The sequence below is a fragment of the Nostoc sp. CmiVER01 genome, assembly GCF_034531135.2.
In the GTDB taxonomy this organism is placed as follows: Bacteria; Cyanobacteriota; Cyanobacteriia; order Cyanobacteriales; family Nostocaceae; genus Nostoc.
Map to the genome: position 1 here is coordinate 1 of NZ_JAVRBU020000002.1, position 17,608 is coordinate 17,608.

Consider the following 17,608-nt stretch of genomic DNA (forward strand, 5'->3'; position numbering starts at 1 on the left):
TCGCATTAATTCTGCTGGGTTGTAGAGACGCAAAATTTCGCGTCTCTATAGGGTTTTGGTAACAAACTAATCAATCAGAACTTATGAGACAAACCACTAGTAGTAATATGTCTTATTAATTTTGATGAGTTCATAGTAATCGTGGAACAGCTTACCCATCAATTGAAATTTGACAAATTATTAGGGTGTATGTTTTACTACACACCCTAATAATTAACCTGTATTTTTAGTCAATTACAAAGGACTGTAATCAATTTGTCGTGCTGGGTTGCGTTGGTACAATCGGTTGCGTTGGAATAACCGGTTGTGTTGGAACACTTGGTTGTATTGGAACACTCGGTTGTGTTGGAACACTCGGTTGCGTTGGAAATGGGGTAGTCTCTAAACTTGGACTTGAACCCGCAGGTATTATAGTTGACGGTGGAGAGGAAGATGAAGCACCGATAACACTATCATCAGCACTGATACAAGTATCTAACGCCTGTGTAACAGGAAAGTCGATTTGACTACGTAAGCCAACCACACACTGTCCAAAGCGCACAGGTAACAAACTACGTCCACAGTAATCTAGAACTGCCAGATTAGCTTCTTCCTTGGTACTTAAGCTGACGCCAACTACACAGGTAGCTAACTCCTCAGGACGCCGGGCCCTTCCACAAGTAGAAAGTGCATCTGTCGCGGCAATTTGGGTTTCCTTCTCAATTTTAACCACGCAAGCAGCCAAATCCCTTGGACGCAGTGCTGCTGAACAACCTTGTGATGCCGCTACTGCCGTTACACCCACTTTTAGGAGGCGACCCGCACAAACACTATAATCATTGTTGTACGAAGCAGCGATCGCTGTATTTGGTAAGATCGTTGCCAAACATCCAGCTATAGCCAAAATCGGTACTGTTAAAATCCTGGAGGTGGAACTGGCTTGTTTGTTCTTACCTCTATTAACCGCTTTATTGCTCATTGACGTTGCCATTCTCCAAACACCCAAAGTTATGCTAACTCAAATATCTTAAAAATCCTCTGTAATTAAAGAATTTCGGCGGTAGCAAGCTATAGACATAATTAATTATGCCGGAAATTATGTTAATATAGCTGTTTGAAAGATAAGTAGGCAACGTAAAAAGTATTTCAGAGTAAGAATACTGCGTAAACTAATCTGATGATTGAGTAGCCTACGAAACTAAATAAACACAAAAAACTTATTGGCACGAGTACGGCGGGGCACGTCGGAATTCAAGCTTGGAAGCTAGTCTGTCGGTACCGACTTAAAACAACTGGCGCAAAAGTTGATGCCTCTACTTTGGTAGGATACGTCATACCAAGGCAAGCAGCCTCACAAAACCAAGAATACCCTGATTTTTTATCAGGGGAATGTCAAAATGGAATGTTTGGGTAAAGTTTAAACAGGATTAGATTAAGGAAACTCATGTCCCGATATAGAGGGCCACGCCTCAGAATTGTACGCCGCTTGGGCGATTTACCAGGATTAACTCGTAAAAGCGCCAGACGCGCTTATCCGCCTGGTCAGCATGGTCAGAACCGTAAAAAACGCTCTGAGTATGCTATCCGTCTAGAAGAAAAGCAAAAGCTCCGCTTCAACTACGGTTTGACTGAAAAGCAATTGCTACGCTATGTACGGAAAGCCAGACGTGTTACTGGTTCTACCGGACAAGTGCTGTTGCAATTGCTAGAAATGCGCTTGGATAATACCGTTTTCCGCTTGGGTATAGCTCCGACTATCCCAGCAGCTCGTCAACTGGTAAATCACGGTCACGTAACTGTTAACGGTCGTGTGGTTAATATTGCCAGCTATCAATGCCGTCCTGGAGAAGAAATTGCCGTCAGGGATCGGGCACAATCACGGAAGTTGGTGGAAGCTAACTTGCAATATCCCGGTTTGGCAAACCTCCCCAGTCATTTGGAGTTTGACAAAAATAAGTTGGTTGGTAAAGTCAACGGCGTTGTTGAACGGGAATGGGTGGCACTACAAGTTAACGAACTACTTGTGGTGGAATACTACTCACGACAAGCGTAATAGTCATTTGTCCTTAGTTATTTGCAAAGGGCAAGTCCCAAAGTGTGAGCAGAAGAAACAAATCTCTGCTCACACTTTTTAATTGAGAATAATTAATATTAAATTTATTTAAACAATACTTCTGGCAATATTGCCAGAAATATCAATTGAAGAATTTTTCCTTCTTGTCCTGCTAAATATCCAATTATTTTCAATATTGAATCAAAACCACAGTTTTATGGAGAATTATCAGCTTCAGGAAGAACAATTGTAATTCCATATTCCGGAGCAGTTGCTAATATCCGGTCAATGACTTCTTGAGTTATGGGTAACGGTGGAACTGATGAATTTTCTACTTTAGTTCCGACTTGTGCAAAAAACTTTTCTATTCCACCTGGAGTAGCCCAAATCAGCATTTTGGCTGGTACAGAACCAATATTTTTAAAACTATGGAGTTGGCCTTTGGGAGAATGCAAGAATGTTCCCGGAGTTGCTACAACTGTTTGTTCATCAAGATGAAACTCAATCGAACCCTCTTGAATATAGAATGCTTCATCTTCTCTACTATGAATATGTGGCGGCGGGCCTAATTGAGGTGCAAGTACTACTTCAAACAGTGCATATTTGCCATCTGTTTGTTCGCTCGTAGCTTTAAAGGTGGCTACATCGCCTGCCACTGAATAACTATCACCTTCACCGGGTTGCGATAATATTCCATAATTAATTGTCATTTTCAATCATCTCCTGAGTTTTATGACAAACAGATTGCGCCGCTTGCACCAATCAACAAAACACAGCCTAGCTATGATTAAAAAGTCGAGTAATTAAGCTCCAATGGATTTCCTACGATTGTTGGTACCGAAAGGAAATAGGATACTTACTTTTAATGCTAAAAATGATTCAATTTAAAGCGTTCGTCGCAGACGTTGGCGTAGCCATCGCTCAACTTATTTCTTTATTTTTAATCTTTGCTGACTCAACGGCACTACAATATCTTGGGATAATAGATCGATAACACCATTAGTAGGCAGAGATTTAATAAAAGTTATTACCTCTTTTGTCCAAAGTCAAATTCTAACTGACGTTCGTTGAACTTTCAAGCTCAATTGCTTAGTGGAGCAAACGATTAATGACTTGGAAAACGGCATTCCTCTTTATGGTACTGGCAACTTTAGTAGTAATACTTGTGGGTTGGTTAACATCAATTGGAATATTACCAATTAGTCAAATGATTAACTATAGCGATGCTGGACTGAGATTTATTCGAGTCTGGATATTATTAGCGATCGCTATTGGGCTTATTGTTCCTACAATTACGTTTGTTATTTGGTTTAAGTATCCTGAAATTTGCAAAATTTTTGGCTTATACTTGCTAGTTCTTATTATCCAAATTGTCACTGAACAAATAGTCAGTAAAGTTTGGTTTCCAAGTTTAGTGGTAGTTATTGGTACACTTTACACTGCATTTCGAGTTTGGCAACTTTGGCATGAACAGCAATTCATCAAAAGTACTGATTTCGTCGTAGAGCGAGGGAACTTCAGGATAATTAGTAATGTCTTGTGGCTGCTGCTTTTGTTTTGGTCAAGTAATTTAATCATGCTACTGACTCTATCCTGGCCAAGTATTTTGTAGTTTTGCAGCAAATTGGAGATTTTTAACCTTTGATTCAGTATGACCAATAGCTATCCGCCAATTTGCGACATCGTGCGAGTGTATATACCCTTATTACCAGAATCGCGCCCTTTAAAGTTAATTTCTGCTTTGATTCCGAGTAAATGCCTCACCTGCTCTTGTAATTGAGCGGTGCTAGTGCCAGAACGCAAAGCAGTTTTTAAATCTATTTGACCAGTTTCATTTAATAAACAAGGACGCAGCCAGCCATCAGCACTCAGGCGCATCCGGTTACAACGATCGCAAAAACATTCTGACATCTGACTAATAAATCCCAGTGTCCCCTTCGCACCGGGAATTTGAAAAACATCAGCAGGCCCAGCACCACGAACTTGAGCTTCTGTCAAGCCCCAGCGATCGCGAATACGTTCTCGTAAATCGGCTGAAGATACCCAACCGCGATCGCCAAACAAATGCACATTACCAATGGGCATAAATTCAATAAATCGAACATGCCACTGTTTATCAATTGTCAGGGCGGCTAAATCGAGAACTTCGTGGTCATTGACACCAGGAATCACCACCACATTCAGCTTCAGGGGGTCGAATCCGACCTGATGGGCAGCTTGAATGCCCTGCCAAACTTGTTGCCAACGAGAACGCCCGTGATTACCAATAATTTGATCAAAAATGTCGGGATCAAGAGAATCCAGACTAATATTAATTCGTCGCAAACCAGCGTTGTAGAGGTTTTGTGCCATCGGAGCCAGCAAAAAACCGTTGGTGGTCATTGAGAGGTCTTGAGTTTGGGGGAGACTTGCGATCGCGCTGACTAAATCTACCACGCGCGGACGCAACAAGGGTTCACCCCCAGTCAACCGAAACTGCTTAAAGCCTACTGGAATAAATACTTCTTTAATTAAGGTGAGTAGTTCTTCATCAGTCAACAGCTGTTGCTTGAGAATATAGTCCAGTTCTACTCCCTCTGGCATACAGTATTGACAACGAAAATTGCAGCGATCGATTAAGCTTATGCGGAGGTAGTCTACCTGATTCATCGTTTTATTTTTATTGTCTCTAATTAATTAAAGACTTTACAAAGTTGGTTTACGGCTTTCTACTATATTTATTGGTTGTAACTCAAGATACCGTACTCCCCCTTAAGTGAGAGTCCACAGATTGTGGCATAATAAGCCGACCGCATCCACTAGTTAGTCATCAATCGTGCAAGACACCGACTCCATAAACGACCTTGCTGCTGCTTTACTACAGCCAGCAGATATCAGCTTTGAACTGCCCGATCCAGAAGATGAACAGATTCTAGAATCAGATTTTCAACAGCAGCTAGAAGTAGCGTGGCAGGTATGCGATCGCTTTGATTTGCAAACTGAAATTTGGCGGGGGCGAATTTTACGGGCTATCCGCGACAGAGAGAAAGTCGGTGGTGACGGACGCGGTACTGGCTTTCTGCGATGGCTAAAAGAACGGGAAATCAGCAAAAGTCAAGCATACTCATGGATTCAACTGGCGAATAGTGCCGATACTCTTATCGAAGACGGTAAACTCGATCCCGGAACTGTGAACAACTTTAGCAAACGAGCATTTGTTGAAACCTCCAAAGCAGTCCCAGAAGTTCAACAGATGGTGAGTGAAGCCGCCCAAAAAGGCGATCGGATCACCCGGCGAGAAGTGCGTCAACTCAGCGATGAATGGACAGCCATGTCCTCAGATTTATTACCCGAAGCAGTCAAAGAAAAAGCAGCAGATAACACCCTTCCCCCGCGCTACATTGCCCCACTGGTGAAGGAAATGGAAAAACTGCCAGAATCGCACCAAAAGTTTATCCAAAAGGAAATTGCTGCTAACCCTGATGTGGATACCCTGAAACAGGTAACTAACGAAGCGCGTAACTTGGCCAAGTATCTTAAAGGGGCGGCTCAAGTTCAGGCGCTGACGCAGGAAAATATTGATATTGAAACAGCCTTAGAAGAAGCGCAAAGAGTCGGCTGCTTGAGCATTGCTGCTGATTTGGTGAATCAAGCATCGCAAATTGAACAAACGATCGCTAAATTGTACATGACTTGGAAACGAATCAGTAATTTAGCAGATCGATTATATGTAGATACTGGTGCAAGTACACCCAACTTGCGATCACTCCTCACTTGCTTGGAACCTCTGGGTGGTGAAATCATGGAATTGCAACTTAGTGGTGCAACTGAACACACTATACGTCTGCAAATTCAAGAGACGAGTTAAAACAATTCGCGTGTGAAGATTACAGTGAAAAAGCGATCACACCACACCTGATTTGAATACAAAGGGCGATCGCTTACATCAAGGTTATATCAAATCAGCGATGTCTACGACGGGCTATGCCAACGCACCAACAGATGAGTTAAGTAGAAAGTGCGATCGCTTGCATCAAGGTAATTGCGAAATTAGCGATACTAATTCTTAATCCCCGTCGCAGCAATACCTTGAATAAACTGACGCTGACCGATGAGAAATAATACCATCACTGGAACAGTCGCTATTGTCACCGCCGCCATCATCAACGGCCAATTATTCGTAAATTGCTCTTGAAACTCAGCCAACGCCAATTGCACCGTCCTTAATTCTGGTCGTGTCGTAAATACTAAAGGCTTAAACACATCATTCCATTCACCGATGAAGGTGAACAAAAACAGCGTCACCAACGCCGGACGCGCTAAAGGTAACATCACCCGCCATAAAATTTGTAGTCGGTTCGCCCCATCTATGGCTGCGGCTTCCTCTAACTCCACGGGAATTGTCTGGAAATACTGACGTAACAAAAAAATTCCAAACCCGTTGACAGCAGTGGGTAAAATCAGCGCCCAGTATGTATTTATCAGGTGTCCCCACTTCAAAACCAAAAAGATGGGAATCACCAATAACTGAAAGGGAACCACCAAAGTTGCTAAAACGACCAAAAGCAGTGCTTGGCGTCCCCGAAACTTCAGCCGGGCTAGGGCGTAACCCGCTAAAGCAGAAGTGACAATCTGAAACGCCGTCACAGCGATCGCTACCAGGGTAGAATTAGCAAACGCCAGTAAAAATTTTCCCTGTTGCCATGCAACCCGGTAATTAGCTAAAGACCAGCTATTTTTGGCCAAATTTTCCGGGCTGGTGGCCGTCGGTGCAAAGGAGGTGAGAAAGACCACAAACAGAGGTAGTAGAACGATAAATGCCCCTAGCAGCAATACTAGTAGGCTCAAAAAATCACCAGATTTCACATTCGGGTTTGGTTTAGACATAACTTGAGCCGCAAAGCATTTATTTCGCTAGTACTAGAGCATTGCCCCCAGCAACCATTAATCTATAAAGATAGTCTACTTGTTAAGTTAAATTAAACCACAGTGATTATTACCCTCAGTTCATGGGGTAAATTGAATCCTGGTGTCAAATAATCAGGTTTACAGGAGTAAAGATACCATGCAGCAGCTTACAGACCAATCTAATTCCTTAGATTTCAAAAGCGAAACATACAAAGATGCTTATAGCCGGATTAATGCGATCGTGATTGAAGGGGAACAAGAAGCCCATGAAAATTACATCACACTAGCCCAATTGCTGCCAGAATCTCATGATGAATTGATTCGCCTATCCAAGATGGAAAGTCGGCACAAGAAAGGATTTGAAGCTTGCGGGCGCAATTTACAAGTAACCCCAGATTTGCAATTTGCTAAAGAATTTTTCTCTGGACTACACCAAAATTTCCAAACAGCTGCCGCAGAAGGAAAGGTTGTTACTTGCTTGTTGATTCAGTCTTTGATTATTGAATGTTTTGCGATCGCAGCATATAACATCTACATCCCCGTCGCCGACGATTTTGCCCGTAAAATTACTGAGGGAGTAGTAAAAGAGGAATATAGCCACCTCAACTTTGGAGAAGTTTGGTTAAAAGAACACTTTACAGAATCCAAGGCTGAACTTGAACTTGCAAATCGCCAAAACCTACCCATCGTCTGGAAAATGCTCAACCAAGTAGAAGGTGATGCCCACACAATGGCAATGGAAAAAGATGCTTTAGTAGAAGACTTTATGATTCAGTACGGTGAAGCATTAAGTAACATCGGTTTTACGACACGCGATATCATGCGCTTATCAGCCTACGGACTTATCGCCGCTTAAAAAAGTTAGGAGCAAAACCGGAGACGCTTTGCCCCCGGTGAGGAATGATCGCTAAAGAATTATGAGTTGTACTCCTAACTCCCAACTCCTGTACAGACGCGATTAATCGCGTCTCTCCCAACTTCCACCTCTACTAAATTCCACCCTTTCGAGACAGCATAAGCCTAATAATCACTACATGTTTGGTCTAATTGGACATCTGACTAGTTTGGAACACGCTCAATCGGTAGCCCAAGAATTGGGATACCCAGAATATGCCGATCAAGGGCTAGACTTTTGGTGTAGCGCCCCACCACAAATTGTTGATAGCATTATTGTCACCAGTGTAACTGGGCAACAAATTGAAGGACGGTATGTAGAATCTTGCTTTTTGCCAGAGATGCTAGCTAGTCGCCGCATCAAAGCCGCAACACGCAAAATCCTCAACGCTATGGCTCATGCACAAAAGCATGGCATTAACATCACAGCTTTAGGCGGATTTTCCTCAATTATTTTTGAAAACTTTAAGTTAGAGCAGTTTAGCCAGGTCCGCAACATTAAACTAGAGTTTGAACGCTTCACTACAGGAAACACTCATACTGCCTACATTATTTGTAAGCAGGTGGAAGAAGCCTCCAAACAACTGGGAATTGATTTATCAAAAGCAACTGTTGCTATATGTGGAGCAACTGGAGATATTGGTAGTGCAGTTACACGTTGGCTAGATGCAAAAACAGATGTTCAAGAACTTCTGCTCATAGCCCGCGATCAAGAACGTCTCAAAGAGTTGCAAGGCGAACTGGGACGGGGAAAAATTATGGGTTTGACAGAAGCACTACCCCTAGCTGATGTTGTAGTTTGGGTTGCCAGTATGCCCAAAGGCGTTGAAATTGAACCTACCACTTTGAAACAACCCTGTTTGTTGATTGATGGTGGTTATCCTAAAAACTTAGCAACAAAAATTCAGCATCCTGGTGTACATGTGTTAAATGGTGGAATTGTAGAGCATTCCCTGGATATTGACTGGAAAATTATGAAAATCGTCAATATGGACGTGCCAGCCCGCCAGTTGTTTGCTTGTTTTGCCGAATCAATGCTGTTGGAATTTGAGAAGTTATACACGAACTTTTCATGGGGACGGAATCAGATTACCGTAGAAAAAATGGAGCAGATTGGTCGAGTATCAGTAAAACATGGATTTAGACCACTGCTGGTTTAGTCATTAGTAGAGACGCGACGCCAGTCGCTACAACGGGGGGAACCCCCCTTCGGGTTCACCAGTCGCCTACGGCGGGAAACCCGCCTACAGCGCTGGATTCACCGCAACGCGCTGGCTCATTAATCGCGTCTGTACGATAGTCCTTAGTCATTAGTCATTTGTTATCTGCAAAGGATAAAGGACAAAGGACAAAAGATAAAAGACAAAGGATAGATAACTCATAACTCGTAATTGATAACCCCTACGATGGCAACTACCGAGCGTAAACCGCTACTGTTAGATTTTGAAAAGCCCCTAGCAGAACTAGCAACCCGAATCGATCAAATTCGGCAACTTGCAGAGGAAAATGGCGTCGATGTTTCTGGTCAAATTCGTCAGCTAGAAGCACGCGCCATGCAACTGCGTGAGGAAATTTTCAGTAGTCTATCCCCATCTCAACGGCTGCAAGTCGCTCGTCATCCGCGTCGCCCCAGTACTCTCGATTACATTCAGGCTATTAGTGATGAATGGATGGAATTACATGGCGATCGCTGTGGTGGTGACGATCCGGCTTTAGTTGGTGGTGTCGGTCGTCTGTGTGGGCAACCTGTGGTGATGTTGGGTCATCAAAAAGGCCGTGACACCAAAGACAATATTGCCCGTAACTTTGGAATGCCTTACCCTGGCGGCTACCGCAAAGCAATGCGGTTAATGGAACACGCCAACAAGTTTAGTATGCCAATACTAACTTTTATCGACACACCAGGAGCTTGGTCTGGAGTAGAAGCAGAACACCAAGGTCAAGGAGAAGCGATCGCCTACAACTTGCGAGAAATGTTCTGTTTAGATGTGCCAATTATCTGCACAGTAATTGGTGAAGGCGGTTCCGGTGGCGCACTTGGTATTGGTGTAGGCGATCGCCTACTCATGTTTGAACACTCAGTTTATACCGTCGCCACTCCCGAAGCCTGCGCCGCCATTCTCTGGAAAGATGCTGGTAAAGCTCCCCAAGCAGCTGTTGCTCTAAAAATTATTTCCCACGATCTGAAAAAGCTAGGAATTATTGACCAAATACTGCCTGAACCCACTGGCGGCGCTCATTCCGATCCTTTAAAAGCCGCTACCATCCTCAAGCAAGTGCTGTTGGAAAATTTGGACGAACTCAATCGTTTAACTGCTCCAGAACGCCGTCAACTGCGCTATGAAAAATTCCGCAAAATTGGCGTTTTTACAGAAGTTGCCCACTAAAAACCCTGCATAATAATTGATTAGCAGAGCATAAATGCTATAATTGCCTATGTGCTTAAAGATTTTTAACAATCTAGCCATAGGCATTTGCATGTTTGGTAAATCTACTCAATTTGATTGAGTAGCTTTTGTATTATCAAGTAATTTAATTTGAGTATACGGCGTGGTTTTCCAGGCGACGATTTGTTGTCTTCACTGGTAAAACCCACAATATACCTACTATTGCACTGCATCATAGCAGTTGCTTAATCGGAAATCATCAGATTTTTAGATTCCTTTAATCTATCTAGACCGAGAAGCGTGAATAATTGGGTGGTAATAGAGTTTGGGAACTGCCAAAAAATTGGGAGACACCATGAATGAGTGTTGAGCAAAAACGACGCGCCCTGATTACTGGGGCAAGCAGTGGAATTGGGAAAGCAACGGCTTTAGCTTTTGCAAAAGCAGGAATAGATGTCGCCTTAGTCAGCCGTTCTTCGGAGAAATTGGAGGCGGTAAAAGAAGCTGTACAGCATACTGGGGTAGAAGCGAAAGCTTACACTGTAGATTTAGCACGGATCTCCGAAGTAAAAGAAAAGATCCAAGCGATCGCCCTTGACTTTGGCGATATAGACATTCTGATAAACAATGCGGGCCTTGCCTACACAGGCACCTTAACCGAAACCCCCCTAGAGGACTGGCAGCAGGTAATTGACTTAAATCTTACCAGCGTGTTTCAGTGCATTGTAGGGATTTTGCCTTCAATGCGCGATCAAGGCACAGGCACAATTATCAACGTCGCCTCAATTGCCGCCAAGCAGCCGTTTCCCGGTTGGGGAGCATACAACGTCAGCAAAGCGGGTTTGATAGCCCTCTCTCAAACCCTGGCACAAGAAGAACGCACCCACGGCATTCGTGTCACTGCTATCTGTCCCGGCGCAGTCAATACCGAACTTTGGGATACAGAAACAGTTCGTGTCAACTTAGACCGTTCCAAAATGTTAACCCCGGAAATTGTTGCTCAGTCAATTCTCCACACAGTTTTGTTACCACAACAGGCAGTAATTGATGAATTGACCCTGATGCCCAGCGCCGGCGCACTCTAATTAGTCCTTCGTCCTTTGTCCTTTGTCCTTTGTATAAAGCAAATGACTAATGATTATTATACAGACGCGATTAATCGTGTCTCTACTGATGACAAAACCATAACCAAGACTTAATCATGACTATTGCTAGTTCCAACGGTTCCAATTCCTCTCAATTGCCTCTGATTCCCGATTTGTCTGAAGCCATAACTCCTAGACCCGATCGCAACACCCACAACGGGCAACAAGCGGATGTGTCCCCGCCAAAAGAGGAACATCTGGAGGAAATGAAGAACGCCGTGCGGACACTAATATTGGGAGTTGGGGAAGACCCCGAACGCGAAGGACTCCTCAAAACACCCAAGCGAGTGGCCGAAGCAATGCGGTTTCTTACCAGTGGCTACACCCAATCCCTTGAAGAACTCGTTAACGATGCCATCTTTGATGAAGGGCACAACGAGATGGTACTAGTTAGAGATATTAATTTCTTTAGTATGTGCGAACACCACATGCTGCCATTTATGGGTAGAGCACACGTTGCTTATATTCCCAACCAAAAAGTTGTGGGACTGAGTAAGCTAGCCCGCATTGTTGAGATGTATTCTCGGCGCTTACAAGTACAAGAGAGATTAACTCGCCAAATTGCCGAAGCAATCCAGACCATTCTAGAACCTCAAGGGGTAGCGGTTGTGATGGAAGCTAGCCACATGTGTATGGTGATGCGCGGTGTTCAAAAACCAGGCTCTTGGACTGTCACTAGCGCAATGGTTGGTGCGTTCCAAGAGGAACACAAAACCCGCGAAGAATTTTTTAATTTGATTCGCCATCAACCAGCGTTTATTTAAGGAATGGGGAATGGGGAATGGGGCATTGGGAAGAGGTAGAGTGGCAATAGATAGCTTTATATATTCTTCCCCTGCTTCCCCTGCTCCCTCATCCCCACTCCCTACTCCCTACTCCCCAATTTCCCAAACAACTTAGCTACTTTATCTAAATCTTTATCTCCAGGTGCGCGTTCTACACCACTAGATAAATCAACGCCGCTAGGATTAACCTGACTTAGGGCTTCCACAATATTATCTGCTGTTAGTCCCCCAGCTAAAAACCAAGGGCAATTGGGCTTAAATTGCTCTAGCATTGTCCAATCTAAGGTTTTGCCTGTACCACCAAGTTGTTCGGGATGGTAAGCATCAAGCAGTAAAGTATCTACGTAATTTGTGTAATCAGTCACTGTGTCAAGATGCTCAATACTCCGAACTCTCAGCGCCCTAATAATTTCGACATTGGGTAAAGCTTGACGTAATTGGTAGCAAAAATCTGGTAATTCATCTCCGTGTAACTGGACACCAGTCAACCCAGAATCAACAACTATCTGACTGATTTCGGGGATACTAGCGTTGGCAAAAACACCAATTGTGTCAATATTAGCCGGGAGTTCTGCTACTGCTGCCCGAATTTGGGATGTAGTCACGTAGCGAGGTGAGGTTGGCACACAAATAAATCCTAGTGCCGTTGCGCCCAGAGAGGCGATCGCTATAGACTGCTGTGGTTGAGTGATGCCGCAAATTTTAACGCGCATGAATATTTAACAAATTTACAATAATCATCAAGAAAGTCTAAACTATCCGAAAAATTTTTGTGCCTTGGTAATTTTATAATTTTGTAGGTCTACATTTTAGGAGACAAAAGCTTGATTTCATCTATTTTACTAGCAGCTCAGGCAACTGTTCCCGCAACACCTGCGTGGAATCCTACAGTCGGCATCATCATCAGCATCAGCAGCTTAGTAATTGTTTTACTAAGTACTAAAATTGAAAAACCCTTAGTTGGCCCCAAGTTCCCCATCCTGCCGATTAGTATTCCAACATTCGTTGCAGCAATGGCTTTTGGTCATATTATCGGCATTGGCATCGTTTTAGGACTGACTAACATCGGTCGTCTGTAGTTTTGCGATGATCGCGGCATTGCTTGTAACGCCGCGATCAATACAAAACTCCTAAAAGGGAGCAGGGGAAGAGGGGAAGAAGCAAGGGAGCAGGGGAGAAGAATTTTCCCTTCTGCACCCTGGTTCTCTTCCTCTTCATTGACCTCTGCTCCCTGCTCCCTGCCCCTCTGCCTCTTCCCAATGCCCCACTTCAGAGCTTTGCTCACACGCATTAATTGTCTATTCTAGAAATAAGAGCATTTCGTAACTCGGCACTATCGAATTGATGCTCAGAAATATATGTATAAGTATATACGCAAATATTGCAGTATAGAAACTGCTGGCGATATCTAGTTTTAGGACAATGTAATGCAAACAAATTGGAAAATTGGGTCTTTATTTGGAATTCCCCTGTTTTTAGATCCGTTATGGTTTGTGATTTTAGGGTTGGCAACTCTTAACTTTGGGGTAGCTTATCAGGAATGGGGGCCTGTTATAGCTTGGAGTGCTGGAATAGTGATGGCACTGTTGCTATTTGGTTCGGTCTTGCTACATGAATTGGGTCATAGCTTAGTAGCCCGATCGCAAGGCATTAAAGTTAATTCAATTACCCTATTTCTGTTTGGCGGGATTGCTGCTATTGAAGAAGAATCTAAAACTCCTTTCAAAGCCTTTCAAGTAGCGATCGCTGGCCCTTTGGTGAGTATCGGCCTATTTTTACTGCTCCGGGTGGGAGTTATTGTGATACCCGATACTAGTCCACTCAGTATTATGGTTGGAGATTTAGCGAGAATTAACTTGGTGGTGGCGCTATTTAACCTGATTCCCGGCTTACCTCTAGATGGAGGGCAAGTGTTAAAAGCGGCACTATGGCAAATGACAGGTAATCGTTTTCAAGCCGTACACTGGGCTGCAAGGGCTGGGCAAATTTTGGGTTACAGTGCGATCGCTTTAGGATTTGTTGTAGATTTTGTCACCAGAGAATTAGTACTTGGTTTGTGGATTGCACTGTTAGGTTGGTTTGCAGTCCGTAACGCCAGCAGTTATGACAATGTAACGACATTGCAAGAAAGCCTACTCAAAGTCGTGGCGGCTGATGCGATGACCCGTGACTTTCGGGTTGTCGATGCTGACCAGACATTGCGATCGTTTGCCGATTCATACCTGTTAGAAACCAATCCCTCACAGGTTTATTTTGCTGCTTCTGATGGACGTTACCGGGGTCTAGTTTCCATTGACGATTTTCGTTTAACCCAAAGGAGTGAATGGGAAACCCAAACCTTACATAGCATTGTGCATCCCTTGACAGAAATACCCACTGTTGCTGAAGCAACAACGATAGCTGAGGTAATTAACAAGCTAGAAAATGAGCAGTTACCTCGAATTACTGTGCTGTCTCCGGCTGGTGCTGTCGCTGGTGTAATTGACCGGGGAGATATTGTCCGGGCGTTGGGACAAAAATTAAATTTGCGGGTTACAGATGCTGAAATTAAACGGATCAAGGAAGAAGGAAGTTATTCGCCTGGATTGCAACTAGCAGCACTAGCGAAGTCAATTACAAATTAAATGTCATACCCTTGTCATAGTTTTGCAATAGATTCGCCAAAAGCTTGTGTGATATTTAATTTGGTATTTGGTTACAAAATGCTTTTTTTGGGTAAAAGGTAGGGTTTCCTACCTTTTTTATTATTTAAATTAATGTGAGTTTAATAAACCTCTCCCTGCCTTGAACTTTAGTTCAAGTCTTTCCCTCTCCGATTCGGAAAGGGACGGTTTTACGAAGTAAAACTAGGGAGAGGTTTCTTTGACATGGCTTCAGATTATTGGAAAATTATTAAAACTTCCAGTTTAAAGAAAGTAAAATGTAAGTACGTGATATACTACGTCTCTCACTTACCCTGGTTTTATGGCACTGCCAATTGTTGCAATTATCGGACGCCCAAATGTGGGCAAATCCACCCTGGTTAATCGACTCGCCGGGGAACAAACGGCGATTGTCCATGATGAACCGGGAGTGACACGCGATCGCACTTATCTACCAGCTTTCTGGAATGGTCGTGAGTTTTTAGTGGTAGATACTGGTGGTTTGGTTTTCAATGATGATACCGAATTTTTACCACTGATTCGTCAACAGGCAATGACAGCCCTTGCAGAAGCGTGTGCTGCTATTTTTGTAGTAGATGGTCAAACAGGCCCTACATCGGCAGATTTAGAAATTGCCGAATGGATGCGCCAACAAACTGTACCCGTTCTACTGGCTGTAAATAAATGTGAATCTCCAGAACAAGGCTTAATGCAAGCTGCTGAATTTTGGGAACTGGGATTAGGCGAACCTTACCCCATCTCCGCGATTCATGGAAGTGGCACAGGAGAATTACTCGACGAGTTAGTTAACCATATCCCTGATATTGAAGACATCCCAGAAACTAATGAAATCAAAGTAGCAATTGTGGGACGCCCGAATGTAGGCAAATCAAGCTTACTCAATGCTTTTGTTGGCGAAGAGAGGGCAATTGTCAGCCCAATTTCTGGCACAACCCGCGATGCTATTGATACTGTCATTGAACGAGAGGGGCAAACCTACCGTTTGATTGATACCGCCGGGATTCGTAAAAAGAAACACATCGAATACGGCACAGAATTCTTTAGTATTAACCGTGCTTTTAAAGCGATTCGCCGGGCTGACGTGGTTTTATTAGTAATAGATGCTGTTGATGGAGTTACTGAGCAAGACCAAAAATTAGCTGGGCGGATTATCGAAGAAGGTCGAGCTTGCATCATCGTCGTTAATAAATGGGATGCTGTCGAAAAAGACTCTTACACAATCTACGACTACGAAAAAACTCTGCAATCACGTTTACATTTTACCGAGTGGGCAGAAACAATTTTTGTAAGTGCCTTGTCAGGACAACGGGTAGAAAAGATTCTCGAATTGGTGAAAACTGCGGCTGAATCACACAAACGCCGTGTTAGCACATCAGTTATTAACGAAGTCTTAACAGACGCTGTTAGCTGGCATTCACCGCCAGCATCCCGTGGTGGGCGTCAGGGCAAGATTTATTATGGTACACAAGTAAGTAGCCAACCACCAACGATCGCACTATTTGTCAATGATTCCAAACGCTTCAACGACAACTACCGTCGCTACATTGAACGCCAATTCCGGCAACAGCTAGGATTTAAAGGCACGCCAATTATCTTACTGTGGCGGAGCAAAAGAGTCCGTGATGCTGAAATTGGTAATGTTAATCGAGCAACTCGCGTCAAAATAAGTTAGGAGATAAGAGAGACGCGATAAATCGCACATGTACAAGAGAGATGCGATGAATCTCGTCTGACAAGAGAGACGCGATGAATCGCGTCTGTACAAGAGAGATGCGATTCATCTCGTCTTTATAGGAGTTATGAGTTAAAGCTAAAATTGCTATTTTTAAGCCTATGTCAGCATAATAGGTTAACCCAGAAGTCAAAACTCCTAACTCCTAACTCGTAACTTTCAAATGGATTTATTACGATCGCTGCCACTTGGACTTTATTTAGAACAACCCCAAACTTGGCTGCATAAAATCGATCCGCGAGTCAAGTTCGCCTGGTTGATGAGCTTTTTAACAAGCTATGTTTTAGCTAACAACTTTTGGCGGGTGCTGCTGGTAGTAGTATTGATTCTTGCCACCTTAATTGCCAGAATTCCCCGCCGAGTATGGCAGCAGCAAATGGGTTGGCTGTTAATGCTATCGTTTTTTGTCTTAGTGATCGGAGCCATCAGCCCTGATGGAATGGGTGTAGATTATCAGCCACGCCTCCCAGCTAATGAACAAATATTAACCCAGCCAGTAAACTCCAAAAATATTGTTCAAGAGCCAGCAAGTAATAGCAAATACAGCTATGTACTATTTCACAAAGGCCCAGTTAAAGTAACTCGCCGCTCCTTGGATTTGGCTGTACGTCTGAGTACAATTATATTTACCGTAATTTACAGCACTAATCTGTATCTGCTGACAACCGCACCAGAAGAAATCACATCTGGCATAGAAAGCCTAATGCAACCCCTGCGACGCTTCAAGTGGCCTGTCACCGAAATTGCTTTAACTTTAACCTTATCCTTGCGCTTTATTCCCCTAGTTTTAGAAGAAGTGCAAAACTTATTTCGTTCCGTGATGACTAGAGCAATTAATTGGAAAAAGCTAGGATTGAAAGGAGGATTCAAAGTTTGGATGACAGTCGCAGAGAGACTGTTAGAAAATCTGCTCTTACGAGCCGATCAAATGGCGAATGCAATGATGGTACGGGGTTTTACTAGTCCCAACGAGCATCAAGTGCAGTGGCATGACTTACGATTTAAAGGGCGTGACTGGCTTGCGATCGCAACTTTAATTTTATTCTGGGGAATACGGCTAGCTATAGGAACTCAGGTCTAATT

The 17,608-nt window shown here is 43.5% G+C and carries 18 protein-coding genes; 13 read left to right on the top strand and 5 right to left on the bottom strand.

Annotated features, from left to right (window positions below; all coding sequences use genetic code 11):
* Positions 1 to 250: 250 nt before the first annotated feature.
* A complete protein-coding gene (locus tag RMZ43_RS02605) occupies positions 251 to 970 on the bottom strand; it encodes a hypothetical protein (protein ID WP_322652310.1) in 720 nt (239 codons plus the stop codon).
* Positions 971 to 1,423: 453 nt separating this feature from the next.
* Between RMZ43_RS02605 and rpsD the strand changes: the two genes are divergently transcribed.
* The gene (gene rpsD / locus RMZ43_RS02610) at positions 1,424 to 2,032 is read left to right on the top strand and encodes a 30S ribosomal protein S4 (protein ID WP_109010946.1); all 609 of its coding nucleotides are present in this window, start codon (positions 1,424 to 1,426) and stop codon (positions 2,030 to 2,032) included.
* A gap of 215 nt (positions 2,033 to 2,247) precedes the next feature.
* Here rpsD and RMZ43_RS02615 read toward each other — a convergent pair whose 3' ends face one another.
* The gene (locus RMZ43_RS02615; protein WP_322646923.1) at positions 2,248 to 2,742 is read right to left on the bottom strand and encodes a quercetin 2,3-dioxygenase; all 495 of its coding nucleotides are present in this window, start codon (positions 2,740 to 2,742) and stop codon (positions 2,248 to 2,250) included.
* Between the two features lie 398 nt (positions 2,743 to 3,140).
* Between RMZ43_RS02615 and RMZ43_RS02620 the strand changes: the two genes are divergently transcribed.
* Entirely contained in the window at positions 3,141 to 3,644 is a 504-nt protein-coding gene (locus tag RMZ43_RS02620; RefSeq protein WP_322652309.1) for a hypothetical protein, read from the top strand.
* 50 nt (positions 3,645 to 3,694) lie between these two features.
* On the opposite strand, the gene moaA is transcribed toward RMZ43_RS02620, so the two are convergent.
* Complete coding sequence (moaA, locus tag RMZ43_RS02625) at positions 3,695 to 4,681, bottom strand: GTP 3',8-cyclase MoaA (protein ID WP_322646921.1); 987 nt, start codon at positions 4,679 to 4,681, stop codon at positions 3,695 to 3,697.
* A 166-nt stretch (positions 4,682 to 4,847) separates the two neighbouring features.
* Between moaA and RMZ43_RS02630 the strand changes: the two genes are divergently transcribed.
* Both RMZ43_RS02630 and RMZ43_RS02635 read left to right on the top strand, forming a co-directional pair.
* Positions 4,848 to 5,879, top strand: coding sequence for a hypothetical protein (locus tag RMZ43_RS02630; RefSeq protein ID WP_322646920.1), 1,032 nt, complete (start codon positions 4,848 to 4,850; stop codon positions 5,877 to 5,879).
* Positions 5,880 to 5,931: 52 nt separating this feature from the next.
* On the top strand, positions 5,932 to 6,081 hold the full coding sequence (locus RMZ43_RS02635; protein WP_322646919.1) for a hypothetical protein: 150 nt from the start codon (positions 5,932 to 5,934) through the stop codon (positions 6,079 to 6,081).
* Here the strand turns inward: RMZ43_RS02635 and RMZ43_RS02640 are convergent.
* Complete coding sequence (locus RMZ43_RS02640) at positions 6,071 to 6,898, bottom strand: carbohydrate ABC transporter permease (RefSeq protein WP_322646918.1); 828 nt, start codon at positions 6,896 to 6,898, stop codon at positions 6,071 to 6,073. The two genes, RMZ43_RS02635 and RMZ43_RS02640, sit on opposite strands and share 11 nt — an antisense overlap.
* 178 nt (positions 6,899 to 7,076) lie before the next feature.
* Between RMZ43_RS02640 and RMZ43_RS02645 the strand changes: the two genes are divergently transcribed.
* From RMZ43_RS02645 to folE, 5 genes are all read left to right on the top strand, one after another.
* Positions 7,077 to 7,775, top strand: a complete 699-nt coding sequence (locus RMZ43_RS02645; protein WP_322652308.1) for an aldehyde oxygenase (deformylating) — start codon at positions 7,077 to 7,079, stop codon at positions 7,773 to 7,775.
* Positions 7,776 to 7,953: 178 nt separating this feature from the next.
* Positions 7,954 to 8,973 carry a long-chain acyl-[acyl-carrier-protein] reductase gene (locus tag RMZ43_RS02650; protein WP_322652307.1) on the top strand — a complete coding sequence of 340 codons (1,020 nt, stop codon included), beginning with the start codon at positions 7,954 to 7,956 and terminating at the stop codon, positions 8,971 to 8,973.
* 246 nt (positions 8,974 to 9,219) lie between these two features.
* Entirely contained in the window at positions 9,220 to 10,200 is a 981-nt protein-coding gene (locus RMZ43_RS02655; RefSeq protein ID WP_229494780.1) for an acetyl-CoA carboxylase carboxyltransferase subunit alpha, read from the top strand.
* A gap of 359 nt (positions 10,201 to 10,559) precedes the next feature.
* The gene (locus RMZ43_RS02660) at positions 10,560 to 11,285 is read left to right on the top strand and encodes an SDR family oxidoreductase (protein ID WP_322652306.1); all 726 of its coding nucleotides are present in this window, start codon (positions 10,560 to 10,562) and stop codon (positions 11,283 to 11,285) included.
* A gap of 116 nt (positions 11,286 to 11,401) precedes the next feature.
* The gene (gene folE, locus RMZ43_RS02665; protein ID WP_322646913.1) at positions 11,402 to 12,109 is read left to right on the top strand and encodes a GTP cyclohydrolase I FolE; all 708 of its coding nucleotides are present in this window, start codon (positions 11,402 to 11,404) and stop codon (positions 12,107 to 12,109) included.
* 101 nt (positions 12,110 to 12,210) lie between these two features.
* Here the strand turns inward: folE and RMZ43_RS02670 are convergent, their stop codons facing one another.
* The gene (locus tag RMZ43_RS02670; RefSeq protein WP_322646912.1) at positions 12,211 to 12,843 is read right to left on the bottom strand and encodes a phosphoribosylanthranilate isomerase; all 633 of its coding nucleotides are present in this window, start codon (positions 12,841 to 12,843) and stop codon (positions 12,211 to 12,213) included.
* A 111-nt stretch (positions 12,844 to 12,954) separates the two neighbouring features.
* On the opposite strand from RMZ43_RS02670, the gene psaK reads away from it, so the two are divergent.
* The 4 genes from psaK (at position 12,955) to RMZ43_RS02690 (ending at position 17,606) form a co-directional block, all read left to right on the top strand.
* Positions 12,955 to 13,209 carry a photosystem I reaction center subunit PsaK gene (gene psaK, locus RMZ43_RS02675; RefSeq protein WP_322646911.1) on the top strand — a complete coding sequence of 85 codons (255 nt, stop codon included), beginning with the start codon at positions 12,955 to 12,957 and terminating at the stop codon, positions 13,207 to 13,209.
* 348 nt (positions 13,210 to 13,557) lie between these two features.
* Positions 13,558 to 14,754, top strand: coding sequence for a site-2 protease family protein (locus tag RMZ43_RS02680; RefSeq protein WP_322646910.1), 1,197 nt, complete (start codon positions 13,558 to 13,560; stop codon positions 14,752 to 14,754).
* 340 nt (positions 14,755 to 15,094) lie between these two features.
* On the top strand, positions 15,095 to 16,465 hold the full coding sequence (gene der, locus RMZ43_RS02685; RefSeq protein WP_322652305.1) for a ribosome biogenesis GTPase Der: 1,371 nt from the start codon (positions 15,095 to 15,097) through the stop codon (positions 16,463 to 16,465).
* A 223-nt stretch (positions 16,466 to 16,688) separates the two neighbouring features.
* Positions 16,689 to 17,606 (top strand): energy-coupling factor transporter transmembrane component T family protein, encoded by a 918-nt coding sequence (locus tag RMZ43_RS02690; protein WP_322652304.1) that lies wholly within the window; start codon positions 16,689 to 16,691, stop codon positions 17,604 to 17,606.
* The last annotated feature ends 2 nt before the right edge of the window (positions 17,607 to 17,608 follow it).

Bases quoted from the DNA above. Each gene is read 5' to 3' on its own strand.
- RMZ43_RS02650 (WP_322652307.1), top strand. From the start codon at position 7,954: ATGTTTGGTCTAATTGGACATCTGACTAGTTTGGAACACGCTCAATCG.
- folE (WP_322646913.1), top strand. From the start codon at position 11,402: ATGACTATTGCTAGTTCCAACGGTTCCAATTCCTCTCAATTGCCTCTG.
- RMZ43_RS02605 (WP_322652310.1), bottom strand. From the start codon at position 970: ATGGCAACGTCAATGAGCAATAAAGCGGTTAATAGAGGTAAGAACAAA.
- RMZ43_RS02640 (WP_322646918.1), bottom strand. From the start codon at position 6,898: ATGTCTAAACCAAACCCGAATGTGAAATCTGGTGATTTTTTGAGCCTA.
- der (WP_322652305.1), top strand. From the start codon at position 15,095: ATGGCACTGCCAATTGTTGCAATTATCGGACGCCCAAATGTGGGCAAA.
- RMZ43_RS02645 (WP_322652308.1), top strand. From the start codon at position 7,077: ATGCAGCAGCTTACAGACCAATCTAATTCCTTAGATTTCAAAAGCGAA.
- RMZ43_RS02690 (WP_322652304.1), top strand. From the start codon at position 16,689: ATGGATTTATTACGATCGCTGCCACTTGGACTTTATTTAGAACAACCC.
- rpsD (WP_109010946.1), top strand. From the start codon at position 1,424: ATGTCCCGATATAGAGGGCCACGCCTCAGAATTGTACGCCGCTTGGGC.
- moaA (WP_322646921.1), bottom strand. From the start codon at position 4,681: ATGAATCAGGTAGACTACCTCCGCATAAGCTTAATCGATCGCTGCAAT.
- RMZ43_RS02655 (WP_229494780.1), top strand. From the start codon at position 9,220: ATGGCAACTACCGAGCGTAAACCGCTACTGTTAGATTTTGAAAAGCCC.
- RMZ43_RS02620 (WP_322652309.1), top strand. From the start codon at position 3,141: ATGACTTGGAAAACGGCATTCCTCTTTATGGTACTGGCAACTTTAGTA.
- RMZ43_RS02660 (WP_322652306.1), top strand. From the start codon at position 10,560: ATGAGTGTTGAGCAAAAACGACGCGCCCTGATTACTGGGGCAAGCAGT.
- RMZ43_RS02670 (WP_322646912.1), bottom strand. From the start codon at position 12,843: ATGCGCGTTAAAATTTGCGGCATCACTCAACCACAGCAGTCTATAGCG.
- RMZ43_RS02615 (WP_322646923.1), bottom strand. From the start codon at position 2,742: ATGACAATTAATTATGGAATATTATCGCAACCCGGTGAAGGTGATAGT.
- RMZ43_RS02680 (WP_322646910.1), top strand. From the start codon at position 13,558: ATGCAAACAAATTGGAAAATTGGGTCTTTATTTGGAATTCCCCTGTTT.